This window comes from Actinokineospora auranticolor, from assembly GCF_041897805.1.
GTDB lineage: Bacteria > Actinomycetota > Actinomycetes > Mycobacteriales > Pseudonocardiaceae > Actinokineospora > Actinokineospora auranticolor.
The window spans coordinates 1,877,212-1,890,135 of the sequence record NZ_CP154825.1; the positions used below are offsets into that span (position 1 = coordinate 1,877,212).

Sequence of the window (12,924 nt, forward strand, 5' to 3'; positions counted from 1 at the left end):
CCGACCATTTTGTTGTGGTTGAGTCACGGACAGTCATTGCGTACCAGCGTTTCCGTGGCCGACGTGCATCACGGTGCCCCTGAGGTGCGGTTGCGACGATCGAGTCCTTTCTCACTACCTGCGGTGATGTCGTCGCGCTGCGCGGATGGACTGTCCTCTTGGGCGAGACGGACGAACCGGAGCTTGCTCGATCAAGTCCCCGGTGGTCGCGCGCACCGCTCGGCGTTGGACCGACCGGTCAGTAATACGTTCGCGTTCGACCGGGTCGCGGGGTGACGATTCCGCACATGTATGCGATTCGTGCCGCCACACCCGCCGACCGGCCCGGGGCGACCGCGCTGCTGGCGCGGGCGCAGGCCGTGCCCGAACAGCACGTCGGCTACCACGGCGTCACCGTCGAGGAGATCACCGCGGAACTGGCCGCCGTGCGCCCCACCTGGGCTTCCGGCGCCGCGGTCGGCGTCGACGGCGACGGGGTCGTGCGCGCGGTGCTCAGCGTCGACGTCGACCGCGAGGTCGGCCGCGCCTGGCTGTACGGGCCGTTCGTCGAGGTCCCCGACGGCCACCCGGCCGAGCGCCAGGTCTGGCACAACACCGCCGACGACCTGCTCGACGTGGTCCTGCGCACGCCCGCGCTGGCCGGGATCACCGACCTGGAGCTCTACGGCCACCGGCGCAACCGGCGCCTCGGCGACTTCGCCGCCCGCCACGGCTTCGCGGCCGGGTCGGCGAGCCGCGTGTTCACCCTGACCGGCGCCGCGCTGCGGTCCGCGCTGGTGGGCCTCGCCGAGGAACCCGGGTGCGGCCCGGTGCGGCTCGGCAAAGACCCCCTGGTCCGACGACAGGTCGGCGACCTGCACGAACGCTGTTTCCCCAACCGCACGGTGTCCGCGCGGCAGCTGGTCGAGGGCGCGCGGGGCCATACCGTCGTCACGCTGACCGGTGTCGACGGGCTCATCGGCTACGCGGCGGGCTTCATCCAAGAGGAGGAGTTCTCCGTTGACTACGTCGCCGTGGACCCGAACATGCGCTCGGCGGGCGCGGGCCGGTCGCTGGTCCGCGCGCTGCTGCGCGAGCTGGCCGCCGAGCACGGCGCGCGCGGCCGGGCGGCGGCGGTGATCGCCCTGGGCAACGACGCCTCGGAGCGGATGTTCACCGCGCTCGGCTTCGACCTGCACCTGGAACTGGTCGGGTACCGACGGCAGGAACCGGCGGCGGGCGCCGTCGTCGGCTGGTAGCTACGCGCTCACCTCCGCGTCGCGGTGGCGCAGGGCCAGCAGCCCGCCGACGGCCAGCGTCACCGCGACCCCGAGCGGGGTGTACCAGGGGAAGGCCAGCGCCACCGAGGTGCCCGCGGGCTTGGCGAAGTCGACGCCGAGGAAGCCGCCGCTCGCCTTGTCGAACTTGAGGCCCAGGATCACGAACGCCATCACGGCCACCGTCACCACGAACGCGACCACCGCGTCCGCCTGCCGGGCGCGGCGGACGAGCAGGCCGAGCAGGAACGCGCCGAGCAGCGCGCCGTAGGTGTAGCCGGTGATCGCCAGCGCGGTCTCCACGATGGGGTTCTTGGTCGTGGTGAACATCGACGCGAACAGGATCAGCACACCCGCCCAGACGACCGTCCACACGCGACCCAGGCGCAGTGCCTCGGCGTCGTCCAGCGGGCGCTTGCGCAGCTTCTGGAGGACGTCGCTGACCGTCGAGGATGCCAGCGCGCCGAGGGAGGAGCTGAGCGCGGCGGCCAGGATGCCCGCGATGACGAAGCCGGACAGGCCGCTGGGCAGTTCGGTGACGATGAAGGAGGCGAACAGCTCGTCGGCCGTGCCCAGGTGGAGGTCGCGCACCGGGTCGAGGCCCCGGTAGAAGGACCAGAGCATGGTGCCGATGACCAGGAACAGCGCGAACTGGAGGAAGACGACGACACCGCTGGCGACGAGCGCCTTGCGGGCGGCGCGCAGGTCGTTGCAGGCCATGAGGCGCTGCACGATGAGCTGGTCGGCGCCGTGCGACGCCATGGAGAGGACGGCGCCGCCGAGCACGGCGGTGACGAAGGCGTACTGGTTGCTCAACGGCGCCGCGCCGAAGTCGAGCAACTGCGTCTTGCCCGCGTCGACCGCGGCCGCGAACCACCCCTGCGGTAACCGACCGGCCAACACGACGATCACGGCCACCCCGCCGATGACGTACCAGAGCATCTGGATCGCGTCGACCCAGACCACCGCCCGGACGCCGCCGAAGAACGTGTACGCCACCATCGCCAGCCCCAGCACGGCGACGATCTGCCAGTACTGGGCGGAAATCCCGTAGGCGGCCAGCACCACCTTGATCGGGATGGCGGTGGCGAACAGCCGGACGCCGTCGGCGAGCAGGCGGGTGACGAGGAAGGTGACGGAGGCGGTGCCCTGCAGACCGGCGCCGAACCGCTCACCGAGGTAGTTGTAGGCGGTGGTCATGCGGCCTGCGGCGTAGCGGGGGAGCAGGACCGTGGCGACGACGATCCGGCCGATGACGTACCCGATCGCCAGTTGCAGATAGGTGAAGGCGCCGAGGTAGGCGACCGTCGGCACACTCAGCACGGTCAGCGTCGAGGTCTCGGCGGACACCACGGACAGGCACGCCACCCACCACGAGATCTTGCCCTCGCCCACGAAGTAGTCCGCCGCCGACCGCTGCCTGCCCCCGATCAGCACCCCCAACAGCGGCATCCCCACCAGGAAGACCACGACGATGGCGAGGTCGAGCACGCGCACGATGTACCCCCGGTTGTCCCGCGGTTGCCGTATGCAGGCCACCCCGACCGGCACTGCCCTCGGGAGTGTGGTCTATTGCACCGCCGCCCGCCGGACAAGCACCCCGCCCCCGATCGTGATCAACCGGCGGAAACTCAACCCGTTCGGCTGCGATGATCACCACGTGCCGGACACCCCGCCCCTGATCGCCCCGTTGCCGAGGAAGCTGATCGCCTGGGTGGCGACCGCCATCGCGGCGGCGACGGCGGGGGTGGTGGTTTGGCTGTGGTTGGCCGACCCGAGCCAGGCTCGCCTGGATGCCTTGCGCACCGGCCTGAGCATCGGCTTGGGCGGAGGTGGGTTGTTCGCCCTGTACCTGGCGTGGCGCCGCCAGCACTCCACCGAGATCGCGCTGGTCCAGAAGCAGCAGGACCAGGAACTCCAACGCGAAACGGCCTTGGCCACCCAACACGACGCCGAAGCCAGGCGCGTCACGGACCTCTACACCAAAGCGGTGGAACAACTCGGCTCCGACAAGGCCCCGGTCCGTCTGGGCGGCCTGTACGCCTTGGAGCGACTGGCCCAAGACCACGTGGAACAACGCCAGACGATCGTGAACGTGCTGTGCGCCTACCTCCGCATGCCCTACACCGTGCCCGGCGACCCGCCGGAGGACGAGGAGAAGTTGGCTGGGCACCGGGGACTGTTGCAGGAGCGGGAGGTCCGGTTGACGGCCCAGCGCATCCTCAGAAACCACTTGGTCCCCGGCGACGATCCGGACACTCCGCTGCCGACGTTCTGGCGCGACATCGACCTCGACCTCACCAACGCCACCCTCATCAGCTTCGGCCTCGCTGGCTGCCGAATCCGAACGGCTCGGTTCAGTGACGCGACCTTCATCGGGACTACCCGGTTCGATGACGCGATGATCGCCGGCACGGCCCACCTGAGCAGGGCGACCTTCACCGGGATCGCTCGGTTCAGCGGGGCAGGGTTCGGAGGGACCACATGGTTCAACGACGCGAGTTTCGCGGGCGCGGCCAGGTTCAACGGGGTCGGTTTCGCCGGTCCAGCCTGGTTCGGCGGCGCGAGGTTTGCCGGTCCCGCCTGGTTCGATGAGGCGCGGGTCACTGCGACCGTGAGTTTCGCGGTGACCCGTTTCGCCACGATCGCGAGGTTCGATGGCGCGACCTTCACCGGGATCGCCTGGTTCGGCGAGGTCGGTTTCGCCGGTGCCGCTCTGTTCAACGGTGTGAGGTTCCGAGGGGATGTCGACTTCGGGAAGGCCTATTTCGCCGAGCACGCCGAGTTCGACCGGGTGGCCCTGCCTCGTGCGCGGCGGGTCGACTCGTCCACTCCCTCGCCGTGGACGGATTTCGGGGGCGCTCGGTTCGAGCACGGTGTGCCGTCCGAGTTGGAGTCGTACGTGAGCGGGGCGTGATCGTCTCCGGGTTGCGCGGTGTTCGGCGGTCCTGACGGGTGGGATGCGAGGATGGCGCCGTGTCGAACACCCTGATCGTGGTTCTCGTCGTCGTTCTCGTGGTGCTGGTCGCCGCGCTGGTCACCGGGTTCGTGGTGGCCAAGCGCAAGCGGATCACGCTGGAGAAGGACAAGCCCGCTGTCGAGGAGCGGCCTGCCAAGGGGGGCTACCAGGCGGGCAGTGGGATCAGCCTCGCGCCCGGTGGTCAGCAGAAAGCGCCCGCGCATCCGGCGGGGGAGCGGACCGAGGTCGACGGGCAGCCCGGGGTCGGGGACGACGCGTCGGTGCCTCGGGACTCCGAGAAGCGGACGCTGGTCGACGTCGAGTTGCCCGACGCGGTCGTGGAGCCGCCGACCGACACGATCCCCGTCCAGCCGGAGCCGGTGACCGATCGGCTGCCGGTGCAGGACGAGCCCGACACCGCCGCCATCCCGGTCCAGCAGGCGCCGGTCGAGCAGGTGCCGGTTGAACAGGCAGCCAAGGTCGAGCAGGCGAAGCCGGACGCCGTCGAGGAGATCGCGCCGACGGCCGGGCGGTTGGAGCGGCTGCGGGGACGCCTCGCCCGCTCCCGGTCCGCCTTCGGGCAGGGCCTGCTCGGCCTCCTCGGCGCGGGCGACCTCGACGAGGACTCCTGGACCGACGTCGAGGACACCCTCCTGCTCGCCGACCTGGGCGCGACCACCACCCAGGAGATCGTCGACAAGCTGCGCACCGAACTCATCGCCCGCGGCGTCCGCACCCCCGAGCAGGCCCGCGCCCTGCTCCGCGAGGTCCTCGTCGACGCGCTGCGCCCCGACATGGACCGCGCCGTCCACGCCCTCCCGCACGGCGACGGCGACACCCGCCAGCCCGCCGTCGTCCTCGTCGTCGGCGTCAACGGCACCGGCAAGACCACCACCACCGGCAAGCTCGCCCGCGTCCTCGTCGCCGACGGCCGCACCGTCGTGCTCGGCGCCGCCGACACCTTCCGCGCCGCCGCCGCCGACCAGCTGCAGACCTGGGCCGACCGGGTCGGCGCCCGGGTGCAGCGCGGCAAGGAGGGGGCCGACCCGGCGGCCGTCGCGTTCGACGCGGTCAAGCTCGGCCGCGACACCGGCGTGGACACCGTCCTGGTCGACACCGCGGGCAGGCTGCACACCAAGACCGGCCTGATGGACGAACTGGGCAAGGTCAAGCGGGTGGTCGAGAAGCAGGGCAAGGTCGACGAGGTGCTGCTCGTCCTCGACGCCACCACCGGCCAGAACGGCCTCACCCAGGCGCGGGTGTTCGGCGAGGTCGTGGACGTCACCGGCATCGTGCTGACCAAGCTCGACGGCACCGCCAAGGGCGGCATCGTCTTCCAGGTCCAGCGCGAGCTGGGCGTGCCGGTCAAGCTCGTCGGACTCGGCGAGGGCGCCGACGACCTGGCCCCCTTCGACCCAACCGCGTTCGTGGACGCTCTTTTGGGGTAATGCCGACCGCCCGTCCGCGCCATAAACTGACGAATTGCTCACGGCTCGTCACGATCGGGATCTGCTGATCAGGCGGTGGACGAACATGCGCACAACCCTGGACGGAGCGTTGCTCGCCGGGCTCGCCGCCGAACTGGCCCAGTTCGACGCCGAACGCGCCCGCCGCCTCCCCGGCCCGTCGGGTGGGCGGCTCCCGGTGCACACCTGCCTGGTGCCCGCGGACCAGGCCACCGAGGACCTGCCCGCGTGGTGGGGCGCCCTGGCGCTGGCCGCCCTCGACCGGCACGCCCCGGACGCGGCGGCCCTCGCCGGGATCATCGGCCTGCCCCCGGACCTGGCGTCCGCCGTGTACGCGGAGGTGCGGGCCAAGCTCGCCGACGAACCGGTCGAGGACCTGCGCCTGGACTTCGCCGTCGGCTACCGCGCCCACGACACCGAGGACGCCGAGGCCCTGCGCGCCGCCGCGCTCCTGGAGGTCTGGTCGCTGCCCAGCGCGGGCATCCGGATCGGGCCGTTCGACACCCCCGAGCGGTACCGGCGCTCGGTCCGCACGCTCGACCTCGTGGTCACCGCCCTGGGCCGCGCCCCCGCGCTGACCTTCCCCGGGGTCACCGGTCGCACCCAGGTCCGCGTGCTGGTGCAGGTGCTGGAGGTCCTGGAGCGCCGCCTCGGCCTCCCCGACGGCGAGCTGCGGTTCGAGATCCAGGTCGAGTCCCCCGACGCGGTGATCGACCACGAGGGCCGCGTCGCCGTCCCCGGGCTGGTCGCGGCGGGTGAGGGCCGGGTCGTCGGCCTGCACTTCGCCGCGCACGACTACGCCGTCGCCTGCGGCCTCACCCCGGCACCGGACCACCCCGCCTGCGACTACGCCCGCCACACCCTGCAGGTCGGCGCGGCGGGCACCGGCGTCTGGCTCTCCGACGGCTCGGCCGACCTGCTCCCGTTCGGCGACGCCGTCGAGTCCGGCTGGCGCGCGCACTACGCGCAGGTCCGCCGCGCCCAGGCGCACGGCTTCCCGCGCGGCTGGGACGTGCACCCGGCCCAGCTGGTCACCCGCTACGCCGCCGTCCAGACCCAGTGCGGGCTGGAGACCACGGCACTGCGCCTCCCGGCCGCCCGCTACGGGTTGGTGGAGCAGTGAGCGACCCGCATGGCTTACCCCGCCCGTAGCGGCGGGCGGGTTCGCCCGATCCGGGGACACTCGCCTGCGGGCTGGCGGGCAGCCGGATCGATATCGTGGTCGGCGACCCACCTGGCCGAGGAGTGCACTGTGGACGTGATGTGGGGGCGGGCGTGACGCCGCCGTCATGGGCGACCTTGCCGGACCTGGCGTCGCGGCGATTCGCGGGCGCGGTCGTGTGGTCCAACGACGAGACGTTCGCGCCCCGCGAGAACCTGATCCTGGCCGCCGAGCCCCAGTACCGGCCCGCCACCTTCAGCCACCGCGGGCAGGTCTTCGACGGCTGGGAGACCCGGCGCAGGCGGGAACCGGGCGACGACCACGCGATCGTGCGGCTGGGGCTGCCCGGGGTGGTGCGCGGCGTCATCGTCGACACGACCCACTTCACCGGCAACTACCCGCCCGCCTGCACGGTGTCGGCGTGCGCGGTCTCCGGCTACCCGAGCCCGGACGAGCTGCTGGCCGAGGACTGGACCGTCCTGGTCGACCACTGCGCGCTGCGCGGCGACACCCGCAACGCCTACGACGTCGACAACACCCGCCGCTTCACGCACGTCCGGCTCACCCTGCACCCCGACGGCGGCGTGGCCCGGTTGCGCGTGCACGGCGACCCGGTCGCCGACCCGGCGCTGGTGGACCCGAACGGGCTCGACCTCGCCGCGCTGGGGCTCGGCGGCCGGATCGTGGCGTGCAGCAACATGTTCTACTCCACGCCCAACAACCTGATCTCCCCCGGACCGGCCTCGGTGATGGGCGAGGGCTGGGAGACCGCGCGCCGCCGCGACACCGACAACGACTGGGTGATCGTGCGGTTGGCGGCCGAGGGCGTGATCCGCTTCGCGGAGCTGGACACCACGCACTTCACCGGCAACGCGCCGGGGTGGGCGACGCTGAGCGGCCGCGCGGGTGCGGGCGAGTGGTTCACCCTGCTCGACCGCACGCGCCTGCAGCCCGACACGCGCCATAGGTTCGCCCTACGGGAAACCGAGCCCACAACCCATGTGCGGCTGGACATCTACCCGGACGGCGGCATGGCCCGCTTGCGGTTGCACGGGGCTCTTACGCCGGTCGGCGAAGCGGAGTTCCACCGCGTTTTCGCGGAGTCATAGGGTTCTTAGCCGCGCGATCCGCTCTTCGGGGAGTTGACGCGGACAGGACACGCACTTCGGACTCGTAGCGGCTTCATAGATCAGGCAACAGGAACCGCGCCGAACGTAGTCGCGGCCGTTGACCTGAACGAACCGCGGCACGGGCAGTTCCTTGACCTCGGCCGCGATGCTCTTGGCGCGCTCCGGTGTGCCGCCCGCCCAGAGGGCCCGGTTGGCGAGCGAGTCGGTGGCGATGGCCCACAGGGCGCGTGGTGCTGCGCCGGTGCGCTTGGCGATCGCGGTGATGGCGGTGTCGAGGGTTTCGCGGAGGTCGTCCCCGGGCGTGGGGGTGGTGGTGTCCGATCGCGCGGCCAGGAGTCGCCCGTCCGGGTGGAGGTAGAGCGTCACCCGGGAGGGGGAAAGCGCGTGGGAGGTGACGACGAGTGACTCCACGGTCGGCGCGAGCAGCACCGAACTGGCCGAGTACCACCACAGCACGCCGAGGGTCTTCCGGTCGTCGCAGCGGTACATCCGGGCCGCCGCGGTGATCTGCGCGGTGAGCCAGGTCTCGTCGCCGACCTGCGAAACCGGGACCGGGACGAGACCGGCGGTCGCCGAACCCGCGTGGTGCGGCAGCTTGCGGTCCAAGATCGAGTACACGCCCCGCGCGTCGGTCATGCCCACCCCCGTCCCAGCACAGGTTACCTGGCCGTAACACCCGGGGGTCGCTAGTTCACCGGCGCGAAACCCGCGACGCGATCCGGTGAAACAGCTCGACCCGATGCTTCCCGGCAACTAGACGGTTCACGGGTGGGCCGGTTCGCGGGAGGATGATGTGAACACAGGAGACACAGCCTGGGTGCTGGTGAGCGCGGCACTGGTGATGCTCATGACCCCCGGCCTCGCCTTCTTCTACGGCGGCATGGTGCGGGCCAAGAGCGTGCTCAACATGCTGATGATGAGCTTCATCGCGCTCGCCGTGGTGACGGTGCTGTGGGTGCTCTACGGCTACAGCCTCGCCTTCGGCGACGACGTGGGCGGCGGCCTGCTCGGCGGGCTCGACTTCGCCGGGCTCAAGGGCGTCGTCGGCCAGCTCGTGGGCACCGCGCCGAAGGACGCGGGCGCGCCGTGGGTGGACGGCCACCAGATCCCGCACCTGGTGTTCATCGTGTTCCAGCTGATGTTCGCGATCATCACCGCCGCGCTGATCTCCGGCGCCATCGCCGACCGCGCCAAGTTCTGGTCCTGGACGCTGTTCATCGCGGTGTGGGTCACCATCGTCTACTTCCCGGTGGCGCACTGGGTGTTCAACTTCAACGGCTTCACCGGGGTGGAGTTCGTCGGCGGCTGGATCGCCAACAAGCTCGGCGCGCTGGACTTCGCCGGTGGCACGGCCGTGCACATCAACGCAGGCGCCGCGGGCCTGGCCCTGGCGCTGGTGCTGGGCAAGCGCAAGGGCTGGCCGCGCGAACCCATGCGGCCGCACAACCTGCCGTTCGTGATCCTCGGCGCGGGACTGCTGTGGTTCGGCTGGTACGGCTTCAACGCGGGCTCGGCGCTGGCCGCGGGCGACCTGGCGGGCGTCGCGTTCCTCACCACCACGGCCGCCACCGCCGCCGCGGTGCTGAGCTGGCTGGTCGTGGAGCAGATCCGCGACGGCAAGCCCACCACCCTCGGCGCCGCGTCCGGGGCCGTGGCCGGGCTGGTCGCGATCACCCCCGCCTGCGGCTACGTGACCCCGCTCGGCGCGCTGGCGATCGGGCTCGTGGCGGGCGCGCTGTGCGCGCTGGCGGTGGGCCTGAAGTACCGGCTCGGGTTCGACGACTCGCTCGACGTGGTCGGCGTGCACCTGGTCGGCGGCCTGGTCGGCACGCTGCTGATCGGGCTGTTCGCCAGCACCGAGGTGAACGCCGCGGGCAAGGACGGCCTGCTCTACGGTGGCGGCTTGGACCTGCTGGGCAAGCAGGCCGTGGCGGCGCTGGTGGTCATGGCCTACTCCTTCGTCCTGACGCTGCTGATCGGCTTCGCGATCAAGAAGACGATCGGTTTCCGCGTCTCCGACGAGGCCGAGCGCGCCGGCATCGACGAGGCCGAGCACGCCGAGAGCGGCTACGAGTTCTCCAGCCTGCGCGGCGGCGGCTCGTCGATCGGCCGCACGGCCGACGCGCTCGCCAAGAAGGTCACCACCGGCGCGGCCAAGGAGGACTGAGGAATGAAGCTGGTCACCGCGATCATCAAGCCGTTCACGCTGGACGACGTGAAGGCGTCCCTGGAGCAGCTGGGCGTGCTGGGCATGACCGTCAGCGAGGTGCAGGGCTACGGCAGGCAGAAGGGCCACACCGAGGTCTACCGCGGCGCGGAGTACTCGGTGGACTTCGTGCCCAAGATCCGGGTCGAGGTGCTGACCGAGGAGTCCAGTGTGGACAAGGTGGTCAGCGCGATCACCGAGTCCGCGCGCACCGGCAAGATCGGTGACGGCAAGGTCTGGGTCACCCCGGTCGAGACCGTGGTGAGAGTCCGCACGGGGGAACGCGGCACGGACGCGATCTGACCGGTGCCACCCACCCCCCGACACCCGCTGCCCGCCGAGGACCCGACCCCCGGCGGGCCGCGGGACTGCACCGCGGACCTGCGCCGGGCCCGGGACCGCCTGCTGGCCCCGGGATCCGGCCGCGCCGACCGGCTCGGCGCGGCCGTGCTCCGGGAGGCGCTCGTCGACCTGCACGAGTTCTGGCTCGTGGCGCACGCGACGCGGGCGGGCGTCGGCGGTCGCGGGTCCGGGGTGGCGCTGGTCGCCGTCGGCGGTCTGGGGCGGCGGGAACTGGTGCCGTTCGCCGACCTGGACCTGCTCCTGGTGCACGAGGGCAAGCGGCCGGTGGCGGAGCTGGCCGACCGGCTCTGGTACCCGCTGTGGGACGCCGGGATCGGGCTCGACCACTCCGTGCGGACCGTCGGCGAGGCGCTGACCGTCGCGGCCAAGGACCTGCGCACCGCGTTGGGGCTGCTCGACGTCCGGCACATCGCGGGTGACGTCGAGGTCGGCGCCCGGCTGGCCGCGTTGGCGCGCGAGCGGTGGCGGGCCGGGGCCCGCGGGCGGCTCGCCGAGGTGGCCGAGTCGGTGCGGACCCGGTGGGCGCGGGCGGGCGAGGTGGCGCACTGGGTCGAACCCGACCTCAAGCACGGCCGCGGCGGCCTGCGCGACCTGACGATCCTCGACGCCCTGGCCCTGGCCCACCTCGTCGACCGCCCGACCGGCGAGGTGGCCGCCGCGCGCACGCTCCTGCTCGACACCCGCACCGAACTCCGCCGCCTGGCCCGCAAGCCCCGCGACACCCTCCGCCCCCAGGACGGCGACGAGGTCGCCGCCGCCATCGGCCTCGCCGACCGCTTCACCCTCGCCCGCGCCCTCTCCGGCGCGGGCCGGACCGTCGCCTACGCCCTCGACGTCGCCCTCCGCTCGACCACCACCGACGACGGTCCCCGCGGCGGGTTCCTCCGCCGCGCGCCCCGACGCCGACCGCTGGACGAAGGCGTTGTGCTGCACGGGGTCGAGGTCGCCCTGGCCCGGGACGCCGAGCCGGGACGGGATCCCGGGCTGCTGCTGCGGGTCGCCGCCGCCGCGGCGCGCGGCGGGTACCCGATCGCGCCCGGCACGCTGGCGCGGCTGGGGGAGTCCGCACCGGAACCGCGGGAGCCGTGGCCCGCGCAGGTGCGGCAGGACCTGGTTGCCCTGCTCGGCGCGGGCGAGGGACTCACCGACGTGGTGGAGGCCCTGGACCGCACGGGGTTGTGGGCGCGGCTGTTCCCCGAGTGGGGTGCCGTGCGCGACCTCCCGCCGCGCGACGCCGCGCACGTGTGGACCGTCGACCGGCACCTGGTCCGGACCACGGTCACCGCGGCCCGGCTCGTGACCTCGGTGTCGCGGCCCGACCTCCTGCTCATCGGCGCCCTGCTGCACGACATCGGCAAGGGCCGCGAGCAGGACCACTCGGTGGTCGGCGCGGCGCTGGCCGCCCAGGTCGGGCAGCGGCTCGGACTGTCCACAGGGGACGTGCGGGTGCTCGCCGCCATGGTGCGCCACCACCTCCTGCTCCCGCACACCGCCACCCGCCGCGACATCGACGACGAGACCACCGTGCACCGGGTCGTCGACACCCTCGACGGCGACCCGCTGCTGCTCGAACTCCTGCACGCCCTCGCCGAGGCCGACTCCCAGGCCACCGGCCCCGGCGTGTGGACCGACTGGAAGGCCCGCCTCGTCGCCGACCTGGTCGCCCACTGCCGCACCGCGATGGCGGGCGGCCCGCTCCCCGCCCCGGTGCCGCTCGACGAACCCCAACGGGTCCTCGCCGAAGCGGTCGCGGCCACCGGCACACCGGCCGTGTCGCTCGACCGGTCCGACGCCGAGGCCACCGGCCGGACCACGACCGCCACCTTCGTCGCCAAGGACGTGCCGGGCGTGCTCTCCCGGGCGGCGGGCGTCCTCGCGCTGAACTCCCTCGAGGTGCACGCCGCCACCGTCGCCACGCACGCGGGCGCCGCCGTCTGCGTCTTCTCGGTGACCCCCCGCTTCGGCTCCCCGCCCGACCCGGCACTGCTGCGCGAGCAGTTCACCCGCGCCGCCTCCGGCTCCCTGCCCCTGGCCGAGAAACTCGCCGCCAAGGAACGCGACTACGGCGGTCGCCCCGCCGACGCCCCCGCGCCCCGCGTGCTGTGGTTCGACCACGAGGCGGGCGGCCCCGACCCGGCTGCCGTCGTCCTGGAACTGCGCGCCGCCGACCGGCTCGGCCTCCTGCACAGCGTCGCCGACGCCCTCGAACGGCTCGGCGTGGACATCAACTGGGCCCGCGCGGCCACCCTCGGCGGCTCGGCCGTCGACTCGTTCAGCTTCGCCGCCGACCCCGCCCCGACCTGGCGCACGACGATCGAACAAGCCGTCCTGCGCGCGGTTTGAGTAGTCCTACGCACCCCTACCCGGGGGCCATCACGCTGT

At 72.5% G+C, this 12,924-nt stretch carries 10 protein-coding genes; 8 read left to right on the forward strand and 2 right to left on the reverse strand.

Annotated features, from left to right (window positions below; all coding sequences use genetic code 11):
• The first annotated feature begins 287 nt into the window (after window positions 1-287).
• A complete protein-coding gene (locus V5P93_RS08915) occupies window positions 288-1,238 on the forward strand; it encodes a GNAT family N-acetyltransferase (protein ID WP_181043778.1) in 951 nt (316 codons plus the stop codon).
• Here the strand turns inward: V5P93_RS08915 and V5P93_RS08920 are convergent, their stop codons facing one another.
• Window positions 1,239-2,753, reverse strand: a complete 1,515-nt coding sequence (locus V5P93_RS08920; protein ID WP_104482047.1) for a sodium:solute symporter — start codon at window positions 2,751-2,753, stop codon at window positions 1,239-1,241.
• A gap of 163 nt (window positions 2,754-2,916) precedes the next feature.
• Here V5P93_RS08920 and V5P93_RS08925 point away from each other — a divergent pair, with 163 nt between their 5' ends.
• The 4 genes from V5P93_RS08925 to alc all read left to right on the forward strand — a co-directional run bounded on the left by V5P93_RS08925 (window position 2,917) and on the right by alc (window position 7,952).
• A complete protein-coding gene (locus tag V5P93_RS08925; RefSeq protein ID WP_181043779.1) occupies window positions 2,917-4,173 on the forward strand; it encodes a pentapeptide repeat-containing protein in 1,257 nt (418 codons plus the stop codon).
• A gap of 59 nt (window positions 4,174-4,232) precedes the next feature.
• Window positions 4,233-5,663, forward strand: a complete 1,431-nt coding sequence (gene ftsY, locus V5P93_RS08930; RefSeq protein ID WP_104482049.1) for a signal recognition particle-docking protein FtsY — start codon at window positions 4,233-4,235, stop codon at window positions 5,661-5,663.
• 85 nt (window positions 5,664-5,748) lie between these two features.
• On the forward strand, window positions 5,749-6,804 hold the full coding sequence (locus tag V5P93_RS08935; RefSeq protein WP_104482050.1) for an aldolase/citrate lyase family protein: 1,056 nt from the start codon (window positions 5,749-5,751) through the stop codon (window positions 6,802-6,804).
• A 152-nt stretch (window positions 6,805-6,956) separates the two neighbouring features.
• Window positions 6,957-7,952 (forward strand): allantoicase, encoded by a 996-nt coding sequence (gene alc, locus V5P93_RS08940; RefSeq protein ID WP_104482072.1) that lies wholly within the window; start codon window positions 6,957-6,959, stop codon window positions 7,950-7,952.
• On the opposite strand, the gene V5P93_RS08945 is transcribed toward alc, so the two are convergent.
• On the reverse strand, window positions 7,947-8,609 hold the full coding sequence (locus V5P93_RS08945) for a (2Fe-2S)-binding protein (protein ID WP_181043780.1): 663 nt from the start codon (window positions 8,607-8,609) through the stop codon (window positions 7,947-7,949). The genes alc and V5P93_RS08945 overlap by 6 nt on opposite strands.
• A gap of 205 nt (window positions 8,610-8,814) precedes the next feature.
• Between V5P93_RS08945 and V5P93_RS08950 the strand changes: the two genes are divergently transcribed.
• The 3 genes from V5P93_RS08950 to V5P93_RS08960 all read left to right on the forward strand — a co-directional run bounded on the left by V5P93_RS08950 (window position 8,815) and on the right by V5P93_RS08960 (window position 12,885).
• Window positions 8,815-10,140 (forward strand): ammonium transporter, encoded by a 1,326-nt coding sequence (locus V5P93_RS08950; RefSeq protein WP_181043785.1) that lies wholly within the window; start codon window positions 8,815-8,817, stop codon window positions 10,138-10,140.
• Window positions 10,141-10,143: 3 nt separating this feature from the next.
• Window positions 10,144-10,482 (forward strand): P-II family nitrogen regulator, encoded by a 339-nt coding sequence (locus V5P93_RS08955; protein WP_104482052.1) that lies wholly within the window; start codon window positions 10,144-10,146, stop codon window positions 10,480-10,482.
• Between the two features lie 78 nt (window positions 10,483-10,560).
• Window positions 10,561-12,885 (forward strand): [protein-PII] uridylyltransferase, encoded by a 2,325-nt coding sequence (locus tag V5P93_RS08960; RefSeq protein ID WP_219824138.1) that lies wholly within the window; start codon window positions 10,561-10,563, stop codon window positions 12,883-12,885.
• Window positions 12,886-12,924 lie beyond the last annotated feature (39 nt).